This is a genomic window from Pedococcus sp. P1_H8 (genome assembly GCF_056405175.1).
In genome coordinates this window covers 369126-393519 of the sequence record NZ_JBFUCP010000007.1, presented here as the reverse complement: position 1 = coordinate 393519, position 24394 = coordinate 369126, and the positions used below count along the sequence as shown (strand labels likewise).

The 24394-nt window shown below is 70.6% G+C and carries 23 protein-coding genes; 12 read left to right on the top strand and 11 right to left on the bottom strand.

All coding sequences use genetic code 11. The annotated features are described in order from the left end of the window. Positions 1-25 precede the first annotated feature (25 nt). On the bottom strand, positions 26-433 hold the full coding sequence (locus AC1DYG_RS12850) for a hypothetical protein (protein ID WP_477640249.1): 408 nt from the start codon (positions 431-433) through the stop codon (positions 26-28). A 485-nt stretch (positions 434-918) separates the two neighbouring features. On the opposite strand from AC1DYG_RS12850, the gene AC1DYG_RS12845 reads away from it, so the two are divergent. Further along, positions 919-1167: a WhiB family transcriptional regulator gene (locus AC1DYG_RS12845; RefSeq protein WP_477615057.1), complete on the top strand. Its 249-nt coding sequence runs from the start codon at positions 919-921 to the stop codon at positions 1165-1167. 87 nt (positions 1168-1254) lie between these two features. Here the strand turns inward: AC1DYG_RS12845 and AC1DYG_RS12840 are convergent, their stop codons facing one another. Then, positions 1255-2748, bottom strand: coding sequence for a sensor histidine kinase (locus tag AC1DYG_RS12840; protein ID WP_477640248.1), 1494 nt, complete (start codon positions 2746-2748; stop codon positions 1255-1257). A gap of 71 nt (positions 2749-2819) precedes the next feature. After that, a complete protein-coding gene (locus tag AC1DYG_RS12835) occupies positions 2820-3530 on the bottom strand; it encodes an MOSC domain-containing protein (RefSeq protein ID WP_477640247.1) in 711 nt (236 codons plus the stop codon). A gap of 64 nt (positions 3531-3594) precedes the next feature. Here AC1DYG_RS12835 and AC1DYG_RS12830 point away from each other — a divergent pair, with 64 nt between their 5' ends. Continuing rightward, complete coding sequence (locus AC1DYG_RS12830) at positions 3595-4011, top strand: hypothetical protein (protein ID WP_477640246.1); 417 nt, start codon at positions 3595-3597, stop codon at positions 4009-4011. A gap of 24 nt (positions 4012-4035) precedes the next feature. Here AC1DYG_RS12830 and AC1DYG_RS12825 read toward each other — a convergent pair whose 3' ends face one another. Beyond that, complete coding sequence (locus tag AC1DYG_RS12825; RefSeq protein WP_477640245.1) at positions 4036-8970, bottom strand: NAD-glutamate dehydrogenase; 4935 nt, start codon at positions 8968-8970, stop codon at positions 4036-4038. A 209-nt stretch (positions 8971-9179) separates the two neighbouring features. Between AC1DYG_RS12825 and AC1DYG_RS12820 the strand changes: the two genes are divergently transcribed. The 7 genes from AC1DYG_RS12820 (at position 9180) to AC1DYG_RS12790 (ending at position 13191) form a co-directional block, all read left to right on the top strand. Next, complete coding sequence (locus AC1DYG_RS12820; RefSeq protein ID WP_477640244.1) at positions 9180-9338, top strand: DUF6131 family protein; 159 nt, start codon at positions 9180-9182, stop codon at positions 9336-9338. Positions 9339-9436: 98 nt separating this feature from the next. Next, entirely contained in the window at positions 9437-9745 is a 309-nt protein-coding gene (locus tag AC1DYG_RS12815) for a hypothetical protein (protein WP_477640243.1), read from the top strand. Further along, a complete protein-coding gene (locus AC1DYG_RS12810) occupies positions 9742-10299 on the top strand; it encodes a hypothetical protein (protein WP_477640242.1) in 558 nt (185 codons plus the stop codon). The genes AC1DYG_RS12815 and AC1DYG_RS12810 overlap by 4 nt, the downstream gene beginning before the upstream one ends. Then, positions 10296-11066: a LamB/YcsF family protein gene (locus AC1DYG_RS12805; RefSeq protein ID WP_477640241.1), complete on the top strand. Its 771-nt coding sequence runs from the start codon at positions 10296-10298 to the stop codon at positions 11064-11066. Before AC1DYG_RS12810 ends, AC1DYG_RS12805 begins: the two co-directional genes overlap by 4 nt. A 6-nt stretch (positions 11067-11072) precedes the next feature. Continuing rightward, positions 11073-11735 carry a 5-oxoprolinase subunit B family protein gene (locus AC1DYG_RS12800; protein ID WP_477640240.1) on the top strand — a complete coding sequence of 221 codons (663 nt, stop codon included), beginning with the start codon at positions 11073-11075 and terminating at the stop codon, positions 11733-11735. Then, positions 11732-12631, top strand: coding sequence for a 5-oxoprolinase subunit C family protein (locus AC1DYG_RS12795; RefSeq protein WP_477640239.1), 900 nt, complete (start codon positions 11732-11734; stop codon positions 12629-12631). The genes AC1DYG_RS12800 and AC1DYG_RS12795 overlap by 4 nt, the downstream gene beginning before the upstream one ends. Before the next feature lie 68 nt (positions 12632-12699). After that, positions 12700-13191 carry a DUF2505 domain-containing protein gene (locus AC1DYG_RS12790; RefSeq protein ID WP_477640238.1) on the top strand — a complete coding sequence of 164 codons (492 nt, stop codon included), beginning with the start codon at positions 12700-12702 and terminating at the stop codon, positions 13189-13191. 174 nt (positions 13192-13365) lie between these two features. On the opposite strand, the gene pruA is transcribed toward AC1DYG_RS12790, so the two are convergent. Next, positions 13366-14994: an L-glutamate gamma-semialdehyde dehydrogenase gene (pruA, locus tag AC1DYG_RS12785; RefSeq protein ID WP_477640237.1), complete on the bottom strand. Its 1629-nt coding sequence runs from the start codon at positions 14992-14994 to the stop codon at positions 13366-13368. A gap of 95 nt (positions 14995-15089) precedes the next feature. Here pruA and AC1DYG_RS12780 point away from each other — a divergent pair, with 95 nt between their 5' ends. Then, positions 15090-15905, top strand: coding sequence for an alpha/beta fold hydrolase (locus AC1DYG_RS12780; protein ID WP_477640236.1), 816 nt, complete (start codon positions 15090-15092; stop codon positions 15903-15905). Between the two features lie 15 nt (positions 15906-15920). Here the strand turns inward: AC1DYG_RS12780 and AC1DYG_RS12775 are convergent, their stop codons facing one another. The 4 genes from AC1DYG_RS12775 to AC1DYG_RS12760 are packed head-to-tail and all read right to left on the bottom strand — an operon-like array spanning position 15921 to position 20342. Next, positions 15921-17387 carry a peptide ligase PGM1-related protein gene (locus AC1DYG_RS12775; protein ID WP_477640235.1) on the bottom strand — a complete coding sequence of 489 codons (1467 nt, stop codon included), beginning with the start codon at positions 17385-17387 and terminating at the stop codon, positions 15921-15923. 25 nt (positions 17388-17412) lie between these two features. Further along, entirely contained in the window at positions 17413-17835 is a 423-nt protein-coding gene (locus tag AC1DYG_RS12770) for a DUF6912 family protein (protein ID WP_477640234.1), read from the bottom strand. Between the two features lie 45 nt (positions 17836-17880). Beyond that, the gene (locus AC1DYG_RS12765) at positions 17881-18921 is read right to left on the bottom strand and encodes a patatin-like phospholipase family protein (protein ID WP_477640233.1); all 1041 of its coding nucleotides are present in this window, start codon (positions 18919-18921) and stop codon (positions 17881-17883) included. Continuing rightward, the gene (locus AC1DYG_RS12760; protein WP_477640232.1) at positions 18918-20342 is read right to left on the bottom strand and encodes a WS/DGAT/MGAT family O-acyltransferase; all 1425 of its coding nucleotides are present in this window, start codon (positions 20340-20342) and stop codon (positions 18918-18920) included. The genes AC1DYG_RS12765 and AC1DYG_RS12760 overlap by 4 nt, the downstream gene beginning before the upstream one ends. A 40-nt stretch (positions 20343-20382) precedes the next feature. Between AC1DYG_RS12760 and AC1DYG_RS12755 the strand changes: the two genes are divergently transcribed. Both AC1DYG_RS12755 and AC1DYG_RS12750 read left to right on the top strand, forming a co-directional pair. After that, positions 20383-20850: a cupredoxin domain-containing protein gene (locus AC1DYG_RS12755; RefSeq protein ID WP_477640231.1), complete on the top strand. Its 468-nt coding sequence runs from the start codon at positions 20383-20385 to the stop codon at positions 20848-20850. After that, the gene (locus AC1DYG_RS12750; RefSeq protein WP_477640230.1) at positions 20847-22172 is read left to right on the top strand and encodes a hypothetical protein; all 1326 of its coding nucleotides are present in this window, start codon (positions 20847-20849) and stop codon (positions 22170-22172) included. Before AC1DYG_RS12755 ends, AC1DYG_RS12750 begins: the two co-directional genes overlap by 4 nt. A gap of 171 nt (positions 22173-22343) precedes the next feature. Here the strand turns inward: AC1DYG_RS12750 and AC1DYG_RS12745 are convergent, their stop codons facing one another. Both AC1DYG_RS12745 and AC1DYG_RS12740 read right to left on the bottom strand, forming a co-directional pair. Further along, positions 22344-23594 (bottom strand): CpaE/TadZ family protein, encoded by a 1251-nt coding sequence (locus AC1DYG_RS12745; protein WP_477640229.1) that lies wholly within the window; start codon positions 23592-23594, stop codon positions 22344-22346. After that, positions 23591-24265 carry a CpaB family protein gene (locus AC1DYG_RS12740; RefSeq protein WP_477640228.1) on the bottom strand — a complete coding sequence of 225 codons (675 nt, stop codon included), beginning with the start codon at positions 24263-24265 and terminating at the stop codon, positions 23591-23593. Before AC1DYG_RS12740 ends, AC1DYG_RS12745 begins: the two co-directional genes overlap by 4 nt. Positions 24266-24394: the final 129 nt, after the last annotated feature.

The following is a 24394-nucleotide window of genomic DNA, read 5'->3' as shown; positions in this document are numbered from 1 at the left end:
AAGACCCCCCGAGCGCCGCACCGGCTCAGTCGGGTGCGACGTCCTCGGCCTCGGTCGTGTCGGCACGGATCGCCGCCACGATGCCGACCAGTGCCACCACGATGACCAGCGCGCCGACCAGACCGCGGTCGCCCTGCACCAGGCTCCAGCCGACAGGCAGCAGCAGCGCGTTCCAGACGACCGTTGGGGTGTTCGGCCAGTTGTCGCCGCGCACCCAGCCCCGGGCCAGCGCCCCGATCCCGACGGCGAACACGGCGATCAGCACCGCCGACATGACCACGCGCGCGACGTCACCCCCCGAGTCCTGGGTCAGCTCCCACAGGTAGAACACGACGAACCCCAGCAGCGCCAGAACTTCGACGGCGCACACCCCCGCCGCCACGGAGCGGAAGACATCGCGCGGGCGGGACTGGGCAGGGGCCGGACTGGTCACGGGACTCAGGCTAGGCCCGCGTGCCGGCGGCGCGCACGCGGCATACCGAAGGCGCCCTCAGGTCCGCCGTGGCGGGCCAGCCATGCCACACAGGGCACCGCTGAGGCCACCCAGTGGGCACCGGTGACCGGGATTCGGACGCGCGAAAGGCCCTCGCTGAGGCGGACGCGTCCGACATGTGACCAACACCTCACTGTTACACGGGGGATATCTTGTGCTCAGCCGCCCGAAACTGAGCCGGATCTGTGACGCTGGAACAGAAACACCCGGCAACCCGTTGGCAGAAGTGCGTCCACCCCACCAAAATGGGTGCGCACGTGTTTCGCCCTGTGTGGATCTGGGTCGGCTAGTCTTGCCGGTCGGCCCTGACTCTCAGGTGCACGACCCCGCACACCCCGCAATGACGCGTCCGTGCCGTGAGGTCCGCAACCCAGGGCCCACCACACCGACGCGACCCCCCTGTCACCGCAAGGAGCACGATCTTCATGGACTGGCGCGACCGCGCTGCCTGCCTCGACGAGGACCCTGAGCTGTTCTTCCCCATCGGGAACACCGGCCCAGCGATCCTCCAGATCGAGGAAGCAAAAGTTGTGTGCCGACGCTGCACCGTTGTCGACGTGTGCCTCAAGTGGGCCATCGAGTCCGGTCAGGACGCCGGCGTCTGGGGCGGCATGTCCGAGGACGAGCGCCGCGCCCTCAAGCGTCGCAACGCTCGCGCCCGTCGCGCCGGCTGACCCCGAGCCTTCCTCCGCCGACTCGCGKCGGCGGCCACAGCGGCACCACAACTGCACCCCGTCAACTGCACAGAACAGGGACCGCCCTCAGGCGAACTCCCTCCCCAGTGGCCGAAGCCGCGCGATGAAACGCACCTGCGTCCCGTGCGGCTTTGCTGCTTCCCAGGTGATCCGGCCCCGCAGGTCCTGGATGAGCGACTGGACAATCTGGGTGCCGAGCCCCGAGCCACCCGGCCTGAAGTCGTCCGGCAGACCCGCGCCGTCGTCGGTGATCGTCACCGTGAGCAGCTCGTCGCCGCGGTCGTCGGTCGTGCGGTGCGCCTCGACCTCGACGGTGCCCCCTCCGGTCTCGGCCAGGCCGTGCTCGACGGCGTTCTGGACCAGCTCGGACATCACCATGGCGAGCGCAGACGCGTCTTCTGCGCGCAGCGTGCCGAACGACCCCCGCACCTCGGACGTGATCGGATGCTCGACCTTGGCTACCTCGGTGATGGCCTGCAGCCCGCGCACCGCGATGTCGTCGAAGTCCACCGTCTCGTCGAAACCCGCGCTCAGCGTCTCGTGGACCAGCGCGATCACCCCCACCCGTCGCACCGCCTCCTCGAGCGCTGCGCGGCCGGCCTCCCCCTCGGGCAGTCGCCGTGCCTGGAGCCGCAGCAGGGCCGCGACGGTCTGGAGGTTGTTCTTCACCCGGTGGTGGATCTCGCGGATCGTCGCATCCTTGGTGAGCAGCTCCAGCTCGCGGCGCCGCAGCTCGGACACGTCACGCAGCAGCAGGAGCGCACCGACCCGGTTGCCGCCCTCGGTGAGCGGGATCGCGCGCATCGACACGCTCGCACCGCGCGACGTCACCTCCGTGCGCCACGGCGCCCTCCCGGTCACGACGAGCGCCAGCGACTCGTCGACCGGTGACTCGTCACGCAGCAGGTCTGCGACGACCTGGGCCAGCAGCTCGCCGATGACGTCGCCGACGTGCCCGAGACGGTGGACGGCCGAGAGGGCGTTCGGGCTCGCGTAGGACACGATCCCGTTGACGTCGAGCCGGATCACGCCGTCCCCCACCCGCGGCGCGCCCCGCCGCTGCCCGGTGGGCGCGGCGGTGCTGGGAAACTCCCCCGCCGCGATCATCCGCGCCAACGCATCGGCGAGCGCCTGATAGGTCAGCTCCAGCCGGCTCGGCGTCCGCATCGCCGCCAGGTTGGTATGCCGCGTGATCACCGCGAGCGCGCGCCCTCCCCGCACGACGGGGATGGCTTCCTCGCGGACCGGCATGTCGTCGCGGAAGATCGGGTCCTTCTCGCGCACGATCCGCTGGTCGAGGTAGGACTGGTCGAGCAGCGACTGCCGGCCGCGGTGGGTGCGACGGCCCACGACGTCCTCGAAGAAGACCATCTGCCCCGTCGTCGGGCGCACGTGGGCGACAGCAAGCCAGCCCTCGATGCCTCCCGGCACCCACAGCACGAGGTCGGCGAACGACAGGTCGGAGATGAGCTGCCAGTCACCGACGAGCAGCTGCAGCCACTCGACCTCGGCGGGCGCGAGGTCGGTCGCGGACTGGAGGACCTCGTTGAGGGTGGGCACGCGGGCAGCCTAATCGGCACCGCTCGAGTTCCCCGCGCCCGCCCGCGAGCCACCCGCGAGCCGCTCGCGCGTCAGTCGACGGTGACGGGGTCCCCGACCGAGATCGTGCCGGGCGCGAGGATCGAGGCGTACAACCCGGCGTTGAGATAGTGGTGGTCGCTGATCGCCTTCAGCATGCCGTCGCGGGGCGCGAGGCCGACCTGCGCCACCCCGACCATGCGGCACCTCTCGATCGGCTCGGCGACGTGCACCCGCACCGCCCCGATGGTGACGTCGTGGCCGATCCAGTCCTCCTCGGCATACGCCCGGGTGGTCTGGACCACGACGTTGGCCCGCAGGTGACGCGGGTCGAGCGGCCGTCCGTCGCCCTCGTGTCGACCGAGCTCGACGAGGGTCGCGCTGCCGACGATGGACAGCTGGGCCTGGTCCTGGTGCCTGACGTCGGTCTCGCGTCGCAGGGTGACCGGCTCGCCGAAGTGCTCGGACAGGACCGTGTCCGCATCTCCTTGTCCGACAACGACCTCTCTCCCGTCAGCCAGCGTCACCACGATGTCTTCGCCGCGCTTGGCCGCGACGAGGTCGAAGACCGCGTCCATCCGGCGGAAGCGTCGGGAGTGCTTGCCACTGGCGAGCTTGCCGTCCGCTCCGTAGACGGCGTACTCCCGGTCGGGGAGCAGGCCAGCGGGTCCGACCTCCACGGTCGACAGGGGCTCGCCGCCCATCGACTTCACCGGGTAGCGGGTCACCAGGATCACCTGGCTCATCGTCAGCTCAGCCGTCATCCCGGTCACCCTAACCGCACGATCACGCCTCATCGCCGACCATTTCGGCCTAGTCTCGCGGACCATGACCGACCAGCCTCCCGTTCCGCCGGCTGCGCCGCTGGGCACCATCCGGCTCACGATCCAGGGCAACGTGATGACGAGCAACGCCCTCACGCCCACGCTGCGCATCAACGGGTACCCCGTGCCGACTCGCTACGGCACCCAGGACCTGGCGGTCTACGCGGGGCCGAACCACCTGGACATGGAGGCGCAGTGGATGCGGACCTATGGCCAGGCTGCTCTCGACACCACCGTGGCGCCCGGCCAGGTCGTCGAGGTCTGGTACGCCTCGCCCCTGCACCAGTTCGCCAAGGGCAACATCGGCTTCGCCAAGCAGCCCCGCCCCGGCATGGGGTGCCTCTGGGTGGGGCTCGGCCTCGCCGCCCTGTGCGTGGCCCTGGTCGTCGTCGGGTGGGTCGTCGCCGCGCTGACCCCCTAGACCGGGTCAGCGGCCGGGAGGCCGTCAGGAGCTTGCGGCCCCCGAGCGGATCACCGAACGCAGCGTGCGCAACGCCACCGAGAGCGCGGCGATGTTGGGCTTGTCGAGCCGCTCGATGCCGGACAGGGCAGTCCTGGCACGGGTCAGGCTCTCGGCGTTGGCCTTGGCCCACTGCTCGTAGCGCTCGATGGGCGTGGCACCCGACGTCGACGCGTCGATCACGGACCGCACCAGGCTCTCCAGCACGGCATACAGGTCGTCGCGCAGCGCGCCGCGCGCCAGCGCGTCCCAGCGGTCGTCACGCGGCAGGTTGGTGACCCGCGTCAGCATCGCGTCGATGCCGAACCTCTCCGAGAGGACGAAGTAGAGGGGCGCCACATCGGTCGGCGCCTCCCCCGTGTCGGTGGCGATGTCGACGATGTCGAGCAGCGAGAACTGGTCGAGCAGGCTCGCGGACTTCAGCGCGAGGGTCTCCGGCACGCCCAGCTTCTCGAGGCCGGCGGCGTTGCGCTGCAGGCGCTTGAGCTCGGCACCCTTGAGCAGCTCGTGGATCTGCGGGGCGAACTGACCCACCACCGCGCCGAACCGGGCCACCTCGTTGGCGACGTCGAGGCGCGAGGGCCGCGAGGTGAGGAACCACCGCATCGACCGGTCGATCAAGCGCCGGAACTCGAGGTAGAGCTGGCTCTGTACGTCGGTGGACACGACGTTGTCGAGGCCCTCGACCTCGTGCACGAAGCTCGGCAGGTCGAAGATCTCGCGACAGACGACGAACGCCCGGGCGATCTGCTCCGGCGTCGCACCCGTCTCCTCCATCGCGCGGAACGCGAACGTGATGCCGCCACGGTTGACCATCGAGTTGACCACCGAGTTGGTGATGATCTCCCGGCGCAGCGGGTGCTCGGCGAGCTCACCGGCGAACTGCTCGCGCAGCGCCGCCGGGAAGTAGTCGGTCAGCGTCGCCTGGAACCACGGGTCGTCGGGCAGCTCCGACGGCAGCAGGTCCTCCTTGAGGGCCAGCTTGGCGTAGGCCACCAGCACCGAGAACTCCGGTGACTTCAGGCCGAGGCCGTCTGCGAAGCGCCGGTCGATCTCCGTGTCGGTCGGCAGGAACTCCAGGGCCCGGTCGAGGTCGCCGCGCTCCTCGAGCCAGTGGATAAGTCGCTGGTGGACCGGGAGCATCGGGTGCTCCTGGGCGCGGGCGTTGCCCAGCAGGACGTTCTGCTCGTAGTTGTCGCGCAGCACCTGGTGGGCGACGTCGTCGGTCATCGACGCGAGCAGGGTGTTGCGCTGCTTGAGCGTCATGTCGCCCGCCTTGACCAGCGCGGTCAGCAGGATCTTGATGTTGACCTCGTGGTCCGAGGTGTCGACACCCGCCGAGTTGTCGATGGCGTCGGTGTTCACCCGCACGCCGTGCAGGGCTGCCTCGATCCGGCCGAGCTGGCTGAGGCCGAGGTTGCCGCCCTCGCCGACGACCTTGCAGCGCAGCTGCCCGCCATCGACGCGGATCGCGTCGTTGGCGCGGTCGCCGATGTCGGCGTTGCCCTCGCTGACGGCCTTGACGTAGGTGCCGATGCCGCCGTTCCACAACAGGTCGACCGGCGACTGCAGGATCGCCTTCATCAGCGCCGCAGGGGTCATCGTCGTGGCGCCCTTGGGCAGGCCCAGCGCCTCGGTCATCTCCGGGGTGATGGCGATCGACTTGAGCGACCGGTCGAAAACCCCACCGCCAGCGGAGATCAGCGACGTGTCGTAGTCGGCCCAGGAGGAGCGGGGCAGGTCGAACAGCCGCTGGCGTTCCGGGAAGCTCGTGGCCGCAACGGGATCGGGGTCGACGAAGATGTGGCGGTGGTCGAACGCAGCGACCAGCCTGATGTGCTCGGAGAGCAGCATGCCGTTGCCGAAGACGTCGCCCGACATGTCGCCGATCCCGACGGCCGTGAAGTCCTGGGTCTGGGTGTCGTGGCCCATCTCGCGGAAGTGCCGCTTGACCGACTCCCAGGCGCCGCGTGCCGTGATGCCCATGGCCTTGTGGTCGTAGCCGGCGGACCCGCCCGACGCGAAGCCGTCGTCGAGCCAGAAGCCGTAGGACTGAGCCACTCCGTTGGCGATGTCGGAGAAGGTCGCCGTCCCCTTGTCTGCAGCGACCACGAGATAGGAGTCATCGGGGTCGTGCCGCACCACCGACGCCGGGGGGACGATCTGCGACCCGTCGCGGTTGTCGGTGAGGTCGAGCAGACCCGAGATGAAGACCTTGTAGGACCCGATCCCCTCGGCCAGCCAGGCATCCCGGTCGACGGTGGGGTCGGGCAGCTGCTTGGCGTAGAAGCCGCCCTTGGAGCCGGTCGGCACGATGACGGCGTTCTTGACCATCTGCGCCTTGACCAGCCCGAGCACCTCGGTGCGGAAGTCCTCCCGGCGGTCCGACCAGCGCAGCCCACCGCGGGCGACCGGCCCGAACCGGAGGTGCACGCCCTCGACCCTGGGCGAGTAGACGAAGATCTCGAACTGCGGCCGCGGGGCCGGCAGGTCGGGGACCTTCTTGGGGTTGAGCTTGATCGAGACGTAGGTCTTCTCCGCGCCCGACGCGTCGGCCTGGTAGAAGTTTGTGCGCAGGGTCGCCGTGATCACGCCGAGGAAGGCGCGGATGATCCGGTCGTGGTCAAGGCTCTTGACGTCATCGAGGTCCTTGGTGATCCGGTCACACAACGCGTTCTGGGCGGCCTCGCGCTCGGGACCTGCCGCACCGGCATACCGGCTCGGGTCGAAGCGGGCCTCGAAGAGGGCCACGAGCTTGCCTGCGAGCTTGAGGTTGGATGCGAGCGCGGACTCGACGTAGTCCTGGGAGAACGTCGAACCGGTCTGGCGGAGGTACTTGGCGACGGTGCGCAGGATGACCACCTGGCGCCAAGTCAGCCCGGCCCCGAGGACGAGCGCGTTGAAGCCGTCGGACTCGGCCTGGCCGCGCCACACCGCCCCGACCGCGTCCTGGAACAGCTCGCGCAACCGGTCACGCCCACCGTCTCCGGACCACACCTTGTCGTTGCGCACCCGCAGGCCGAAGTCGTAGACCCAGAGGTCCACGCCGTCACCGCGGGAGATCTCGTAGGGCCGCTCGTCGACGACCTCGACCCCCATGTGGGTGAACATCGGCAGGACCTGGGTCAGCGAGAGGGGGCTGCGGCGGTAGAGCTTGAAGCGACGCTCGTTGGCCGGGGCGCCGGGCTCCTGGTACATGTTGAGCCCGGTCGAGTCGTCGCTCTCGAGCGCATCCATGTGGCGGATGTCGGCCACCCCGATGCGCGAGGTGAAGTCCTCCTTGTAGGCCTCGGGGAAGGCGCGACCGTAGAGACCTGCCAGGCGTGCGGCGGCCTCCTCACCATGCTCGGAACGGGCGGCCTCGCTGAGGTCCTCGTCCCACGTGCGGGTGGCGTCGACCAGCTGGCGCTCGAGCACCGCCTCGTCGATGGACGGGATCGACTCCCCCGCCGGCACCCGGACGACGAAGTGCAGCCGGGCCAGCACCGACTCGGAGACCCGGGTCGTGAAGTCCACCGTGGCGCCCGGAAAAGCTTGCCGCAGAATGGATTCCATCTTGAGTCGCACTGCGGTGTTGTAGCGGTCGCGCGGGATGTAGACCAGGCACGAGACGTAGCGGCCGAACCGGTCTCGTCGCAGGAAGAGCTTGGTCTTGCGTCGCTCCTGCAGGTGCAGCACCGAGGTCGCGTTGTCGTAGAGCGACTCCTCCTCGGCCTGGAAGAGCTCGTCGCGCGGGTAGTTCTCGAGCACCTCGAGCAGGTCCTTGCCCGAGTGCGAGTCGGAGAGGAACCCGGTGCGCTGGAAGATCGCGGCGACCTTGTCACGGAGCACCGGCACGCGGGTCACGGACTCGGTGTAGGCGCTGGAGGTGAACAGGCCGAGGAAGCGCTTCTCGCCGGTCACCTCGCCCGAGTCGTCGAACTGCTTGACGCTCACGTAGTCGAGGTAGGTGTTGCGGTGCACCGTCGCCCGTGAGTTCGCCTTGGTGATGATGAGCAGCTCACGAGCCCTGGCAACGGTCCTGGCCTGCTCGCTGAGCAGCACGCCCTCGCCGGGGCGGTCGTAGCGCAGGAGTCCCAGCCCGGTGCCCTGGACGGCCTCGAGCCGGTCGCCGTCGGCGCCCCGGTCGAGGGCGTACTCGCGGTAGCCAAGGAAGGTGAAGTGGTTGTCGGCCAGCCATTCGAGCAGCCCGTGAGCCTGCGCCACCTCGTCGGCCGGTATGCCGGCCGGCGGGGAGTCGACGAGGTCCTGCGCCACCTGTGAGCAGGTCGCCTTCATCTTGGGCCAGTCCTCGACCGCCTCACGGACGTTGCCCAGCACCCGGCGCAGTCCCTCGGCCACGTCGGCGCGCTGTGCCAGGTCGCTGTCGCGGTCGATCTCCAGGTGCATCCACGACTCGCGCACCAACCCGAAACCGCTCCCACGAGAGCCGCTCGCCCCCGACGTCGAGGTCCCGTCGGCGTCGCCCAGCACGAGCTCCTCGAGCTCACCCGTCGCGGTGCGGCGCACCCGCATCGTCGGGTGCACGACCAGGTGCACCGAGCGCTCCATCCGCTGGAGCTCGGCGCTCACCGAGTCGACGAGGAAGGGCATGTCGTCGGTGACGATCTGCACGACCGTGTGCCCGCTGGCCCAGCCCTGCTCCTCGACCTCCGGGTTGAACACCTCCACCTTGGCCGTGCCGACGGGGCGGTCCTGGGCCAGCTCGCGGTGGGCCATCGCGGCACCCAGCAGGTCCTCGGGCGCCCGCGCCAGGAGGTCCTCGGTGGCCACGTGCCGGTAGTAGGTCCGCAGGAACTGCTCGACCGCCTCACCACCCCCATGGTCCGCGCGCTCGGCGGCGGTGTGCAGGAGTTGCTGACGGGACTGCTCCAACGACGCGGACATGGCTGTCGACTTCACCCTCACGTGGATCGTCATGCTCGGTGGTTCGTCATGCACGGTGGATCGTCATGCACGTGGCCGCACCACGATGTGCGCCGCAACCGAGACTATCGCTCGGTGCCCGCACGCGGCATACCCCGTCCCTTGCGCCCCTCCAGCAGCAAGTTTGCGCAGGTCAAGGTGTGTTTTTTCCGAATCTGTGGTGAGGTGGGGTGTTTGCACAACACGAACAGAAGGAGCTCCACGTGATCGTCCTCGGCATCGTCTTGCTGATTCTTGGCCTCTTGGTTTCCAGCCTCAAGATCCTCGTGACCATCGGCGCCATCCTCATCGTCGTCGGGCTCGTCCTGGCCGTCCTCGGTGGCACCGGTCGGGCCATCGGTGGCCGGAAGCACTGGTACTGATCGGACTCAGTTCGTGATGAACGGCCCCCGGAGTGCCCACTCGTAAGCATGTGGGTATCTCCGGGGGCCGTTGCCATGACCTCACTACAGTGATGGGTATGCCGCCCGCCCCGGTCGATCCCGACCGTCTCCGCTCCCTCGGCGCGGCCCTCGGGCCGTTGCGCGAGTGCGCCAGAGGGGGCGCGGAGGAGGTTCTCGCGCAGTTCCCCGAGGTCGGCGACCGTGAGACCCAGGCGGCTCTCGACGGCTGGGTGGAGCAGGCAGCCGACCTGCTGCGAGAGATCGATGCGACCGCGTCCGACCTGGCCGACGTGCTGCGGGTCGCCGCGTTGAACACAGGCGGTTCGAGGGCCATCGCTGAGTCGTCCACCCGGTCCACGCGCACCTCCGGTGAGGTGTCCCGATGACAGGCACGGTCAGCGGCGACCCGGCCTCGTGCTCCCGGCTCGGCGGCACGCTGCGGCAGCTGGCCACCCGACTGCGCACCGCAGGCCGAGCGGCCCACGACGCCTTCGGCAACACCTTCGACAACGCCATCGACAACGCCTTCGACAACGGGGACGGCCCTCGCCCTGGCCCGGTCCTCGTGCAGGCCCGACGCCGGGTCGACCTCCTCGACGCCGCGGCGGCTGCGGCGGCCCGCGAGGTCGACCGCATCGGCACGGTCCTCCAGGCCCACGCCAGCGACCTGGCCGAAGCCGTCGCCCAGAGTCGCCTGCTCACCGACCGCGCCGAGGCAGCCGGGCTGCGCGTCACCGACGGCGAGCTCGCGGCCGCGTGGGGCGTCAGCGGCGTCGCGGACGGCCCGACGAGTGCGCGCCTGGACGCCCAGCGCGAGCAGCTGCAGGCCCAGCTCGACGCGGTGGCCGCCATGGTCGGACAGCGCCGCCAACGGCTGGCCGCGACCCTGCGCGAGTCGCAGGGTGTGCTCGCCACCCACGCCGGAACGCTGCGCCGGTGACGACCATCGACCTCAACGCAGACCTCGGGGAGTCGTTCGGGCGGTGGACCCTCGGCGACGACGAGGCGATGCTCGACGTGGTCACGAGCGCCAACGTCGCGTGCGGCTTCCACGCCGGCGACCCTCGCGGGCTGCTCCGAGTCTGCGAGCAGGCCGCTGAGCGCTCGGTGGTCATCGGGGCGCAGGTGGGCTATCGCGACCTCGCGGGCTTCGGTCGCCGGTTCATCGACCTCGATCCCGCTGACCTGATGGCCGACGTGATCTACCAGATCGGTGCGTTGCAGGGCGTCTGCGCGGCCGCCGACACGGTCGTGCGCTACGTCAAGCCCCACGGGGCGCTCTACAACGCCCTGGTCCACCACGAGGCCCAGGCCGCCGCCGTGGTCGAGGCCGTCCGCAGGGTCGACGCGTCCCTGCCAGTCCTCGGGCTGCCCGGCTCGGTGCTGCTCCGCCTGGCGGAGGCTGCCGGGCTCGCCACCGTCACCGAGGCCTTCGCCGACCGTGCCTACCTCGCTGACGGCACCCTGGTCCCCCGCGGGCGGGAGGGAGCCGTGCTGCACGACCCCGAGACCGTCGCGGCGCGGGCGGTGCGGCTGGTCGTCACCGGCGAGGTCGACACGGGCGACGGGGCGTCCCTGCGCGTGGACGCGGCCTCGCTCTGCGTCCACGGCGACAGCCCGGGAGCAGTGTCGATGGCCACCGCGGTGAGGGCCGGCCTCGAAGCCGCCGGGGTCACACTGGCGCCGTTCGTCGCGGTCGCCGGCTAGGGCGTCGTGACCGGGCGGGTGCTGCCGAGCGGCGAGCACGCGGTCCTCGTCGAGGTCGACTCACTCGACGACGTGCTCGCGCTGCACCACCGGCTGTGGGTGCGAGACCGGACACCCGGCCTGCTCGACGCCGTGGTCGGGGCGCGGACGCTCCTGCTGGTCACGGCCTCGGCCCGCGACCTGGTTGCCGTGCGTGCCGACGTCGACCGCCTCCTGGCCGGACCTCGGGGTCCGGAGCTGTCATCGGGGCCCGCACCTACGGACCCCGACGACAGTTTCAGTGTCGTCGAGATCCCGGTGCACTACGACGGACCCGACCTCGACGACGTGGCCGCGCTGACCGGCCTGACACCCGACAAGGTGGTGAGCGCGCACACCGGTCGGCAGTGGCGGGTGGGCTTCGCCGGGTTCGCCCCCGGCTTCGCCTACCTCGTCGACGGCGACCCGCGGCTGGACGTCCCGCGCCGAGCGACCCCTCGGCCCCGCGTGCCCGCCGGCGCCGTCGGACTTGCGGGCGAGTTCAGCGGCATCTATCCGCGGTCGTCCCCCGGTGGTTGGCAGCTCATCGGCCGCACCGACCTGGTCGTCTGGGACCTCGACCGGGATCCCCCGGCACTGCTGCGACCAGGGCTGCGGGTCAGGTTCGTCGATGCGGGAGGTGACCGGTGACGGGCGTCGACCACCCGGCATACGCCCACCTCGAGGTGGCGGCGGCGGGGCCGCTCACGCTCGTCGAGGACCTGGGTCGACCCGGCCTCGCGTCCCTCGGCGTCGGCCCGTCGGGCGCTGCCGACCTCGGCGCCTTCACCCTCGGTGCGCGGCTGCTCGGCCAACCCACCGACTGCGCCGCGCTGGAGTGCCACCACGGTGGGCTCACCCTGCGCGCGCACGGCAGCGTCACGATGGTCCTGACAGGTGCGCCGGGCACCGCCAGCGTGGACGGGACACCCGTCGGGTATGCCGCGCCGTTCCTCGTGCGCGACGGCTCAGTGCTGCGGGTCGGCCGCCCGACCACAGGGATACGCACCTACGTGAGCGTCCGCGGCGGCGTCTCGGTGCCATCCGTCCTCGGATCCCGTTCGTACGACACGCTTTCCGACATCGGTCCCGCGCCGCTTCGGGACGGCGACCTGCTCCCGGTCGGGACTCCTCTGGGCGAACTCCTCGTCGACGTCGCCCCGGTGGTTCCGCCTGCCGCCGGGGCCGCGACCCTCGAGGTGACCCCGGGGCCGCGGAGCGACTGGCTCGGCGACCTCGCTGCCCTCACCGAGCCCACGTGGCGCGTCCACGCCGCGAGCGACCGCGTCGGGGTACGACTGGACGGACCAACGCTGACTCGTGCGGCCGGGTTCGAGGATCGAGAGCTGCCCAGCGAGGGCGTCGTCCGCGGTGCCGTCCAGCTGCCGGCCGACGGGCAACCCGTCCTCTTCCTCGCCGACCACCCGGTGACCGGCGGCTACCCCGTCGTCGGCGTCCTCACGTCCCACTCGGCCGATGCGGCCGCCCAGCTCGTGCCGGGCCAGCAGGTGCGGCTGCGGCAGGCTTCGTCGCGGTCCCGACTGTGACGTGGCTACGCTGACGACGCGACGTCCGCCGCATGGTGGGCAGCCATTCCCGTGACAGGAGAAGACGCATGAAGATCGCCAAGTCGATCGAGTACGCCGCCACCCCGCAGGAGGTCTTCTCGGTCCTGTCGGACGTGAAGTTCCAGGAGGCGAAATGTGCCGCCACTGCAGCCATCAAGCACTCTGCAGACGTCGAGAGCGTCGGGGACCACACCGTCATCACCACCATGCGGATCCTGCCCAGCGACGGGCTGCCCGACTTCGCGAAGTCGATGGTGGGCGAAACCCTCAAGGTCACCGAGACGCAGGACTGGGGCCCGGCGTCGGCCGACGGCAGCCGTCGCGGCACCGTCGCGATGGCCGTGGCCGGCGCTCCGATCGCCCTCACGGGGACGCTGGCGATCGCTCCCGGCGGTGCCGGCACCGTCGAGCAGCTCGACGCCGAGCTCAAGGCCAAGATCCCGCTGATCGGCGGCAAGATCGAGAAGGCCGCCGCCCCGCCGATCGAGGAAGCCATCGACATCGAGGCCACGACCGCGCAGGAGTGGCTCGCCCGCTGAGCTCACGCCGGCAGGCCGCGAGCGTGAGGTATGCCGCGTGGCGACCACGCGGCATACCTCACCTTTATCGGGTTGAGGGACTTTGTTGCGCTTCACCCGAGAACGCTTGTCGGGTGAAGCGCAACTTTCCCCCTAGACCCGATAAAGGGGGAGGCGTAAAGGGCTGCGGCAAAGTCAGCCCATGTGGGGGTAGGCGTGCTCGGTGGGCGGGTTGAACGTCTCCTTGATCGAGCGGGCACTGGTCCAGCGCAGGAGGTTCTGGGCGGCGCCGGCCTTGTCGTTGGTGCCCGATGCCCGTCCACCACCGAACGGCTGCTGCCCGACGACGGCGCCCGTCGGCTTGTCGTTGACGTAGAAGTTGCCCGCGGCGAAGCGCAGCCGGTGCGTGGCGTCGGCGATGACCATCCGGTCCTGGGCGATGATCGAGCCGGTCAGGCCGAACGGCGCGAAGCTCTCCATCTGGTCGAGCACCTTGTCGTACTGGCGGTCCGGGTAGACGTGGACCGACAGGATCGGGCCGAAGTACTCCGTCTTGAACGACTCGTCCGTGGGGTCGTCGATCTCCAGGACCGTGGGGCGGATGAACCAGCCCTCGCTGTCGTCATAGGTGCCGCCGGCGACGACGTCCACCCCGGGAGTCGCGTGGGCCCGGTCGATCGCCGCGCTGTGCTTGGCGTAGGCCCGCTCGTCGATGACCGCGCCCATGAAGTTGGACAGGTCGGTGACGTCGCCCTGGCTCAGGCCGTTGGTGATCGACACCAGGTCCGCCTTGATCTTCTTCCACAGCGACCGCGGCACATAGGCACGTGAGGCAGCCGAGCACTTCTGACCTTGGTACTCGAACGAGCCGCGAACCATGGCCGTCCGCAACACATCCGGGTCGGCCGACGGGTGGGCGAGGATGAAGTCCTTGCCCCCGGTCTCGCCCACCAGGCGCGGGTAGGTGCGGTAGTTCGGCAGGTTGGCGCCGACCTCCTGCCAGAGGTGCTGGAACGTCGGCGTCGACCCGGTGAAGTGGATGCCCGCGAGGTCGGGGTCCGCGAGCGCGACCTTCGAGACGTTGAGGCCGTCACCGGTCACCATGTTGATGACACCCGGCGGCATCCCAGCGGCCTCGAGCAGCGCCATGGTCAGGTTGGCGGCGAACTGCTGGGTCGGGCTCGGCTTCCACACCACGGTGTTGCCCATGAGGGCCGGCGCGGTGGGGAGGTTGCCCGCGATGGCCGTGAAGTTGAACGGCGTGATCGCGTAGACGAACCCCTCGAGCGGGCGGTGGTCGGTGCGGTTCCAGATGCCCTTGGAGTTGAGGGGAGGCTGCTCGGCGAGGATCTGGCGCGCGAAGTGGACGTTGATCCGCCAGAAGTCGATGAGCTCGCAGGCCGCGTCGATCTCCGCCTGGTAGGCCGTCTTGGACTGGCCGAGCATCGTCGCGGCATTGAGGTGGGCCCGCCACGGTCCGGAGAGCAGCTCGGCCGCCTTGAGCAGGATCGCCGCCCGGTCGTCGAAGGACAGCGCGCGCCACCCGGGGGCCGCCGCCTTGGCCGCGTCGACCGCCGCCTGCGCGTCGCCGACGGTCGCGTTCCGCATCGTGCCGAGGACCTTGCGACGGGCGTGCGGCTGCCGCACCTCGATCTTCTTGCCCGTGCCCATGACCCGCTTGCCGGCGATGGTGTGGGGCAGGTCGATGCTCGCGCTGCCCAGCTCGGCGAGCGCGACCTCGAGCGAGGCGCGTTCGGGACTGCCAGGCGCGTAGTCGAAGACGGGTTCGTTGACGGGGACGGGCACCTGGGTGACGGCATCCATGTGGGCAGGCTCCTCGGGATCGCTTCGGTGGCTCGGGCGCGGCCGCAGTCCCAACAGCTCCGGGGGCAGCGCAGCGCCCACCTATGGTGTCACGTATGCCGCCCGCCCTCGACGCCGCCGACCTTGCCTACCGCTGGTCCGGGTCCGCCGACCCGGCCACCCCGACGCTCGTGCTGCTGCACGGTCTGGGCGACTCCGGCGACTGCTGGCCCGATGCGGTGCGCCGCTGGTCCCCGAGGTACCGCGTGGTCGGGCTGGACCTGCTCGGACACGGCCGCTCCCCGCGGTTCACGCCGGAGCAGCGGGCGGCGCAGGACCCCATCGAGCACCTGTATGCCGCGGCGCTCGCGACGCTGGAGCATGTCGCCTCGGTCAGTGGTCCCGTCGCGCTCGTGGCCCACTCGATGGGTGGTGGCATCGCGACGGCGCTGACCGCCCGCCGCCCGGACCTGGTGCGCGCCGCCGTGCTCGAGGAGCCTGCCTGGCGCGATCCCGGCGTCCGGGTACAGGGCGCGTCGGTGGTCGCCGAGCGGATCGCGGACTGCCGGGCGTTCGTCGACGACCCCGAGGGCCAGCTCGCCAAGGGTCGTGCGGACAACCCCACTTGGCCCGAGTCGGAGTTCGCCCCGTGGGCGCAGGCCAAGACCCAGGTCGACCTCGACTTCCTGGACCTCGGGGTCGCGTCCTTCACCCGGCCGTGGGAGGAGCTCGTCGGCGCGATCACGACGCCCACGCTCGTCGTCATCGGCGAGCGTTCGACCCTGCTGCCCGAGCCGATCCGACTGCGCGCCAAGGCGATCGACAACCCTCACGTGCGGGTCGAGCTCCTGGACGCCAACCACTGCGTGCGCCGAGACGTGCCCGATGCCTTCCATGCCCTGGTCGATCCCTGGCTCGCCGACCGGTTCTGAGGCGGAGCAGGCGCATCAGGTCGTGACGAGGGACGACACGACCAGCTCGGTGGCCGCGTAGAGGCGCTCGACCTCGCCGGGATCGGCAGCGATGGCTGTCACCCCGAGCCTGCCGTCGACGCGCAGGCAGCTGAGCATGTGGAGGACGACGCCGACCCGTCTGACCGGGTCGAACTCGAGGCCTGCAGCGGCGACCGCGTCGATGACCTGGCTCGGCGTGAGACCGGTCCACGACGGGTCCATGAACCCGTCCGAGGAGCGGTAGCACCGCTGGCCGGTCCCGTCGTGCAGGTCGTAGCTCCCGGTCGTCGCGTCGTACGTCCCCGACGCCAGGTGGCGCAGGGCCGCGAAGGGGTGCGTCGTGCCGCCCTTTCGCAGGTTGACCTCCAGTGCACGCACGTCCCACCTGCCCCGGCGCCGCACGGCCAGGAAGTCGATGCCGAGCCGCCCCCTGGCTCCGCGGTCGGCCAGCCACCGACCCACGGCCACGGCGTACTCACCGAGCCGCGCGGCATACGCAGGGTCGGCCGGGAACCGGCAGCCCGAGTAGACCTGACCGTTGTCGCCACCGAGGATCTGCTCGTGCGTCGACACGACCCGCACGGACCCGTCCGGCAGGACGTCCGCCTGGGCGCTCGGACTCTGCACCTGACGACCCGTCAGCAGCTCCTCGACCACCGCGCCTGCGCCGAGGTCGGCGACGTACCACTGCGGAAGGGACTGCTCGAGGGCCACGACGAGGTCGGCGGGTTCGATGGCGTGCCCGGAGGGGTCTCGGACGCCGACCACGACGTTGCCATCGCCGGCCCCGCTGTTGTCGTGCTTGACGACCACGCACCCGAGCTCGGGTCTGGTGCGTCGGATCTCGGTGACCGCCCGGGCCACGCCTGCGAGGTCGCGGACATCCTCGATCCCGGCGGGGGTGGGCACGCCGACCTCGCGGAACAGCCTGCGCCCGGCACTCTTGAAGGCCAGCGGCCACAGTTCCGGATCGGTGCCGTTGACGGGAGCCCCCAGCGCCCTGGCCACCTCGAGCTCGGTATCGGTGACGTTCCACGGCTCGATCACGGCGAGCCGACCCTCGGTCAGCCCACGCAGCTGCTGCAGCAGGTCCGGCCGGTCGAGCAGCTTGGCGGACACTCCCCGCGCAGTGCGGTCGTCGACGGTGACGACGTGCAACCGCTCGAGCAGGCCCCCCGGGCGGTCAGGTGACCCGAGGCGGTCGTAGTACTCGAGGACCTCGCGCTCCGGGGCCTGACAGGTCACGAAAACCAGCTCACAGCCGGGGATCCTGGGGATCATCAGGGTGGTGAGCAGGTAGCGGTGCTCGTAGGCGCCGAGCCGGGTCGCATAGTGCGCCAGGAGGCTGTCGGCCAGGCTGAACGCGGGGAGGATCACGACGACGTGCGGGATCGTCGAGCCTGCGAGGTTGGCGGCCATGGCTTCGGCCAGCCGCGCCTGACGCTCCGCGTCGCCCGTCACGCCGCCTCCCGACTCCCGACCTGCCTCACAGGAGGCGCAGCACCTCGTCGAGCTCGGTGGCGTCGTACCAGAGGAGGTCCTCCATGCCCTGGTCCCCCGCCGCCTCGTCGATGTGGAAGGACACGATCCGCGAGAGCTGCACGGCGGCCGACACGGTCACCGCCCCCAGTCCCTCGCGGATCCCGTCGGTCGACACCGACCCCGGGTCGACATCGGCCGCGGCCACCACCCGCTTGGCGACACTGGTGCCCTGGAGCCCCGCCGCAGCCTCGACGGCCTCGGTCAACGCGGCATACTCCCACTCCTCCTCGAGGCCGGTGGCGTCGGCACGCTCGAGGCGTTCGGTGACGGCGAAGGCGGCGATCGGTGCCGGTCCGAGCTGGCTTTCGGCGGCAAGTCGGCGCACGGCGTCAGGGAGCAGCGGCACGTAGATCCGGGTCTGCGTCATTGTTCTCTCATCCCAGTCCTCACTGAGTCCAACATCTTGGCTGCATCATCCAACGTCCTCACTGAGTCCAACATCCTGGAAAGCGGAGCGGTCCGGCAGGGGGGCAGGGTCGTGCAGCGCCACGGCCGAGGTGCGCAGCGAGGTGGCGATGACTGCGGGGCGACGGCTGACGTCCATGAGGTTGGAGCCGAACGCCTCGAGGTCCTCCTCGCCGGGACCGAGCACCGTCACGTCGGCACCGTCCCCGTGGACCTTGGCCAGCTCGCGCAGCACCCGCAGCGTCACGCGGTTGCGCCACTGGCGTTCCACCCGCGTGCGCCAGTGGGTCGGCGCGTCGCGGACGAAGCTCACCTGGGGCGCGAGGACGTAGACCTCGTCGAGCTCGAGGCCGGTCATCAGGTCGAGGTTGGTGGACGACCAGGCACCGCCGTCGATGTAGCGGTGCTCGCCGATCCGCACGGGCTGGTACCAGCCGGGGATCGCACACGACGCCATGACCGCGGCGGAGAGGTCCACCACCGGAGCGCCTGCCCGACCGAACGCCACCCGCTCACCGGTGTCGTAGTCCAGGGCCACGATCGTGAGTCCGGAGCGGTCGGGCCAGCCGTGCGGCACGACGTGACCGACGAGTGCGCCGACCGCCTCGATGCTGCCGCGCCCCTCCGGCAGGATGGCCGACAGCACCGCCGTGGGCGGCAGGTGACGCAGGTTGAGTGCGTTGCGCCGCAACAGTTCTCGTGATCCGAAACCGACCTTGGGCAGGCCTGGACGGTCGCCCCCGGTGTCCTTCTCGTAGTCCCAGGAGTATCCCGCCAGGGGTCCCATGTCGACGGCGCCCTCGAGCTGGTGCACCAGCAGGTCCGACACGGAGACACCGGACGCGAGCAGCCCGGCGAGGACCGAGCCGGCCGACGTCCCCACGAACTCGTCGAACTCGCGGGCGTCGACGCCGAGCTCGTCCTCGAGAGCCTTGAGGGCGCCGACCATCCAGGCGGCACCCAGCACACCACCGCCACCCAGCACCAGACCACGGCGCGGACCCTTGGGTCGGGAGCGCGCCGCCCCTGAGCGGGACGTGGGCGTCATCGCGCCTTGGACCGGTGGCTGTCCAGCAGCTCACCGAGGGAGTCGACGATGCTCTGGCCGAGCACGTCGACGTCGGGCATCGAGTCCCGGTCGCCGTTGAGGCCGTAGTAGACCCCGCCGTCGTAGGACGTCAGCCCGATCGACAGCGCCTGACCCTTGGCGAGCGGCATCACGGGATAAGTGGACAACATCCGCGCGTCACCGGCATACAAGGTGTGCTGTGGTCCCGGGACGTTGGTGATGACGACGTTGAAGAGGCGTCGCGACACGGCGGAGCCGAGGCGCGCGCCGAGCGAGTGGAGGGTCGGGGGTGCGAAACCTGCTAGTCCTGCAAGCGATTCGGCACCGACCGCCTGGCCGCCCTCCATCTGCTGGCGCATCGCGAACGCGATCTGGTGCAGCCGCATAGAGGGACCCGGTTCGCCCACGGGCAGGTCGACGAAACAGGCCGTGAGGCGACTGCCGAGGTGTCTCGCGTCCGCGTCGTAGACACTGACCGGCACCATCGCGCGGACCGTCGTGCCCGAGTGGACGGACTCCCCCCGGGTCAGCAGCCAGGTGCGGAAGGCGCCAGAGATCGTGGCGAGCACGACGTCGTTGATCGAGACGTCGTCGGCGTAGTTGCCACGCGCCAGCCGACTGCGGACCTTGCGGTAGTCCTCGAGATCGGTGCCGATCATCACGTAGCGACGAGCCTCGCCCACGGAGGCGTTGAGCGGAGAATGGGGCGCCGGCCGGGCTGCGGTGCGAGCCAACGTGGCAACGACATCGCCTGCGGCAGTAAAGGCGCGAGTGCCGACGGCCTTGACGTCGACGATGCCGCCTCGGATGTTCTCGACGACCTCGCTCGGGCGACGGACCGCATCGACGAGCGCGCCGGTGAGCAGCTCGATGTCGCTGGGCTCACGGGACGGCCGCCAGGTGTCGGTGACCAGGCCCTCGGCCGCCGGGTCGCCGTCGACGATGACGTGGGCGATGTCCACCGCGTTGATGCCGTCGACGAGGGCCTGGTGCGACTTGGTGACGATCGCGAACCGGCCCTCGTCCAGGCCCTCGACGAGGTAGACCTCCCAGAGCGGCCTGCTGCGGTCGAGGGCACGAGGCTGGATGCGGGCGACGAACTCCTGGAGCTGTTCGTCGTTGCCCGGCTTCGGCAGCGCGGAGCGGCGCACGTGATAGGTCACGTCGAAGTTCTCGTCGTCGACCCACACCGGGTTGGCGAGCCGCCCGGGGATCTGGCGGATCCGCTGGCGGTAGCGGGGTACGAACGCGATCCGCGTCGAGATGAGCTGCACGAGCCGGTCGTAGTCGAACCCGTCGCTCGGCGGGTCGAACACCATGACCGAACCCACGTGCATCGGCGTGGTCGCCTCCTCGAGGTAGAGGAACGACGCGTCGAGGGAGTTCAGGCGGTCAGGCACCCGCTCATCGTGTCAGAAAGCGCTGTTTAGACTCGGGTTCGTGACGAAGATGACTCTGCGCACGCCCCTTTCGTATGCCGCAGGGCTGGCCCTCGCCGCATCCCTCACCGCATCCCTCACCGCCTGCGGCACGGCGGGAGACGACCCCGTGGTGGGCACCACGAGCGGCTCGTCGTCGAGCTCGTCGTCGAGCACACCCGGCACGTCGACCTCCGACGGCGCCTCGGGCAGCTCATCGACCCCCGTCGGCCGCACCATCGCCATCACGGTCACCGGCAACAAGGTGTCACCCACCCCCACCACGGTGGACCTCGGCGTCGGTGAGTCGCTCACGCTGACCGTGACCAGTGACCACGCCGACCAGCTGCACCTCCACGGCTTCGAGATCGAGAAGGACCTGGTCGCCGGGAAGCCGCTCTCGGTGACCGTCACCGGAGCCCAGCCCGGCGTCTACGATGTCGAGACCCACCACCCCGAGCTGCGCCTGCTGAAGATCGCCGTCAAGTGACCCTGGCAGCTCTCGCCGCGCTGCCGGCCCACGGGGTCGGGTCCCGCGAAGACCTTCCACTGCCCTTCAACCTCCTGTTGATCGGCGCGGGGCTGGCCCTCGTCGTGTCGTTCGTGGCGCTGGGAGCCCTGTGGAAACAGCCCAGGCTGCGGCCCCAGGACGGCCGACTCCTGCCGATGCCGGTCGCCCTTGCCCTCGACAGCGCGGCGGTGCGCGGACTGTTCGTCATCGCGTCCTTGGCGATCGCCGGCTGGACCCTGCTGGCGCTGGCCCTGGGCAAGGACAACGCCAACAACCCCGTCCCGTCGGTCGTCTACGTCTGGCTGTGGGTGGGGCTGGCCTTCATCTCCATGGTCGTCGGCGGCATCTGGCGCGTGGTCAACCCGGTGCGCTGGCTGCACCGGGGGATCCTGGCGCTGCTGCGGATCGAGCCGGACTTCACGCTGGCCGAGTACCGGCTCGGGTACTGGCCGGCGGCAACGGGACTGCTCGCCTTCGCCTGGCTCGAGCTCATTGCACCCGACAACGCGGACCTTCCGGTGCTGCGGGTCGCGGTCCTCGGCTACCTCGTCGTCAGCCTGATGCTCGCGATGGCGTTCGGCGCTCCCTACCTGCATCGCGGCGACCCGTTCACCGCGTGGTCCTCCCTCTACGGCACCCTCAGCCCGCTCGGGCGCCGGGCCGACCGCCGATGGGTGCTGCGCACCCCCTTGCACGGCCCCCTGGGGCTCGCTGCCGCGCCGGGACTGCTGGCGGTGAGCTCGGTGATGCTCGGGACGACCGCGTATGACGGCTTCTCCGGAGAGACCCGCTGGTACACCTTCGTCCAGTCCTCCAGCCTCCCTGCGAGGGTGTGGGAGACCGGCGCGCTGGTCACCTTCAGCCTCGTCGTCGCCGCCTCCCTGTATGCCGCGGCCGTCCTCTCCGCGCGGCTCGCCGGAGTCAGCGTGCGCGGAGTTGCCACGGCGTTCGCCCCTTCGCTGATCCCGATCGCGGCCGGATACCTCGTCGCGCACTACTGGTCGCTGTGGGTGTGGGAGGGCACCAACGGCCTCGCGAAGATGTCGGACCCCTTGGGGACCGGCGCGAACTGGCTCGGCACGGCGGGCGTGACCCCGTCGGCGTCGCTGATCGCTCCCGGCCTGGTCGCCGGCATCCAGGTCGTCGCCATCATCACCGGCCACGTGCTCGGCGTCGTCGCCGCGCACGAGCGGGCCGTCTCCCTGTTTCCCCGCCGGGCCGCTGTGCTGGGTCAGGTGCCCCTGCTCGTGCTGATGGTGGGCTACACCCTCGGCGGTCTCACCCTGTTGTTCAGCTCCTGAGGCAGCGACTTGTTGCTCGCAGAGCGTCACCGACCACCCATTTCCGGCCCCTCGTGACCACCAGGCGGCAACAAGTCGCCAGGCCCCGGACTTGTTGCTCGCAGATCGTCACCGACCACCCAGTTCCGGCCCCTCGTGACCACCAGGCGGCAACAAGTCGCCAGGAAGGGGTCAGCGGCGCCGGCGCCGGCGGCTCCGCTCGGGTGCCGACACGGCATACGGGATGGTCAGCGAGGCGATCGCACGCCGCAGCTCGCACTCGGGCGCGAACTCGGCCAACGACGTGCCGGCGAACATGGCACCGTCGAGGCTGTCCTGGTCCCAGGGCAGGTAGGTGAGGTCGTCCATGCCCGCGAACCTGCCCAGGGCTTCGGCGATGCGCCGCTCGGGTCGGGTGCCGACCGCAGACGCGCGCACCCGGTTGACGACCACTCGGGGGGTCGGCGAGGGCACCGCCGCGAGGTCCTGCACGGCCCGGACCAGTCGCTGGAGGCCGACCGGATCTGCCGAACCGACCACGAGGAGCTCGTCGGCGGACTCGAGGGCGGTGAGGGTGGCGGCGTTGCGTCGGGGGGCGAGCGTGTCGTAGGAGAGCTCTTCGTCGTCCTCGATCGCGAAGCCGCAGTCGATGACGACGAAATGGCTCAGCTGGCGCGCGACGGTGAGCACGTGAGCCACCGATGGTGCCCGCAGCTCGGTCCACCGCTCCGCGCGGGGTATGCCGGTCAGCACCCGCAGGCCCGGAACCACCTCGGGAGCGATCCGGGCCAGCGCTGCGAGGTCGAGGGCGCCCTGGTCGGCCGCCCGCGCCGCGGCCGCGACGCCGGGAGCCTCGTCGAGGAGGCCGAGCGACTGCGCGACCGACGCCCCGTAGGTGTCGCAGTCGATGAGCAGGGTGGGTGCGCTGCTGGCCAGCTCTGCGGCCAGGTTGAGGGCGACGGTGCTGCGTCCCGGGGCGCCCGTCGGTCCCCAGACTGCGATGACCGTGGCCGCCACGATCGGCTGGGCTGACTCCCCCAGGTCATCCGCGAGGACCACGGAGACGCCCTCCGCGGCAGGGAGGTGGCCCAGGGGGTCGAGGGAGTCGAGGACGTCGTCGATCTCGTGGCTGGCCAGATCGGCCCGGAGCACGACGCTCAGGCCGAGCTGGCGCAGCCGTCGCTCCCCCAGGTCGTCGTCCGGTGCGACGACCCCAGCCACCTCGACACCGTGGCTTGCGAGCTCGTGCAGCGCCGGCCGGTCGAGCGCACGCAGGTCGGCCGACACGAGAGCGACCTGGCCGAAACCGGCCGCCGCAGCGGCCAGCAGGTCGGGCAGGTCGGCACAGCGCCTCGACACCGTGTAGCCGGCGGTGGCTTCGATGGCCGTCACCAGCTCGGACTCCCATGCGCCGTTGAGCGCGGCGATGACCGAACGGGTCACTGATCGACCCGCAGCGACGAACCCGCGACGGGGACGACCGTGATGCGGGCGCCGAGGTCGACCGCCGCGATGATCTCCTTGATCTGGGCGGTGGGAGCCATCACCTGGATGGGACGATCACCCGATGCGCCGCCTCCAAGGCCCCCGCTCGTCTTGGGCAGGCTGGAGACCGACACGCCCTCGAGGGCCAGCTCCGGACCGGAGAACGCCTTGCCCCCAGGAGCTGCCGCCGCGTCCGCCTGGTTGACGTAGACGTCGACCCGCGAGCCGACCCGCAAGGCGGCCGCAGCGCCTGCGTCGACCGACAGGGTCAGCGGCTGGACCCCGACCTGGTCCTTGCCCCCCACCGCCGCGGCGGGGACGAGCTCACCGGCGCTGACCTCACGCAACACGTACCGGTCGGGGGCCAGGCCCTCCGTGGCCGGCAGGTAGCGCGAGAGCTCGGAGCCCAGCCCGACGTCGACCCGCGTGAGGTTGTCGTCACCCAGCTGCTGCCCGGGCACCAGCGGTCCCCGCGCGGCATACACAGCCGTCCGGTCGTCGGCGTGGGCAACCACGAACGAGCCGAGGGCCGCTGAGGTGAGCACCAGCAGCAAACCCACTACCAGCCGGGCGTCCCGCCATCGCGGTTTCTGAAGCCTCGCAGCCTTGGGCACGGGCAGATCGGTCATGGTGATGTCCCCTTCATCATCCCTTTTCCAGCCTTGTTCGGCCGCACCCGCGGGGACATCATGGCGCACCGAGGTGGCCCAGCGTCGCCTGAATCCACAGGTTCGCGGGTCATCCACAAGGTCGGTAGG

What these genes read in the sequence shown, in the direction of transcription:
- AC1DYG_RS12790 (WP_477640238.1), top strand. Translation starts at nt 12,700, where the DNA reads ATGAAGATCGCCAAGTCGATCGAGTACGCCGCCACCCCGCAGGAGGTC.
- AC1DYG_RS12815 (WP_477640243.1), top strand. Translation starts at nt 9,437, where the DNA reads ATGCCGCCCGCCCCGGTCGATCCCGACCGTCTCCGCTCCCTCGGCGCG.
- AC1DYG_RS12825 (WP_477640245.1), bottom strand. Translation starts at nt 8,970, where the DNA reads ATGACGATCCACGTGAGGGTGAAGTCGACAGCCATGTCCGCGTCGTTG.
- AC1DYG_RS12780 (WP_477640236.1), top strand. Translation starts at nt 15,090, where the DNA reads ATGCCGCCCGCCCTCGACGCCGCCGACCTTGCCTACCGCTGGTCCGGG.
- pruA (WP_477640237.1), bottom strand. Translation starts at nt 14,994, where the DNA reads ATGGATGCCGTCACCCAGGTGCCCGTCCCCGTCAACGAACCCGTCTTC.
- AC1DYG_RS12830 (WP_477640246.1), top strand. Translation starts at nt 3,595, where the DNA reads ATGACCGACCAGCCTCCCGTTCCGCCGGCTGCGCCGCTGGGCACCATC.
- AC1DYG_RS12835 (WP_477640247.1), bottom strand. Translation starts at nt 3,530, where the DNA reads ATGACGGCTGAGCTGACGATGAGCCAGGTGATCCTGGTGACCCGCTAC.
- AC1DYG_RS12740 (WP_477640228.1), bottom strand. Translation starts at nt 24,265, where the DNA reads ATGACCGATCTGCCCGTGCCCAAGGCTGCGAGGCTTCAGAAACCGCGA.
- AC1DYG_RS12765 (WP_477640233.1), bottom strand. Translation starts at nt 18,921, where the DNA reads ATGACGCCCACGTCCCGCTCAGGGGCGGCGCGCTCCCGACCCAAGGGT.
- AC1DYG_RS12845 (WP_477615057.1), top strand. Translation starts at nt 919, where the DNA reads ATGGACTGGCGCGACCGCGCTGCCTGCCTCGACGAGGACCCTGAGCTG.
- AC1DYG_RS12810 (WP_477640242.1), top strand. Translation starts at nt 9,742, where the DNA reads ATGACAGGCACGGTCAGCGGCGACCCGGCCTCGTGCTCCCGGCTCGGC.
- AC1DYG_RS12770 (WP_477640234.1), bottom strand. Translation starts at nt 17,835, where the DNA reads ATGACGCAGACCCGGATCTACGTGCCGCTGCTCCCTGACGCCGTGCGC.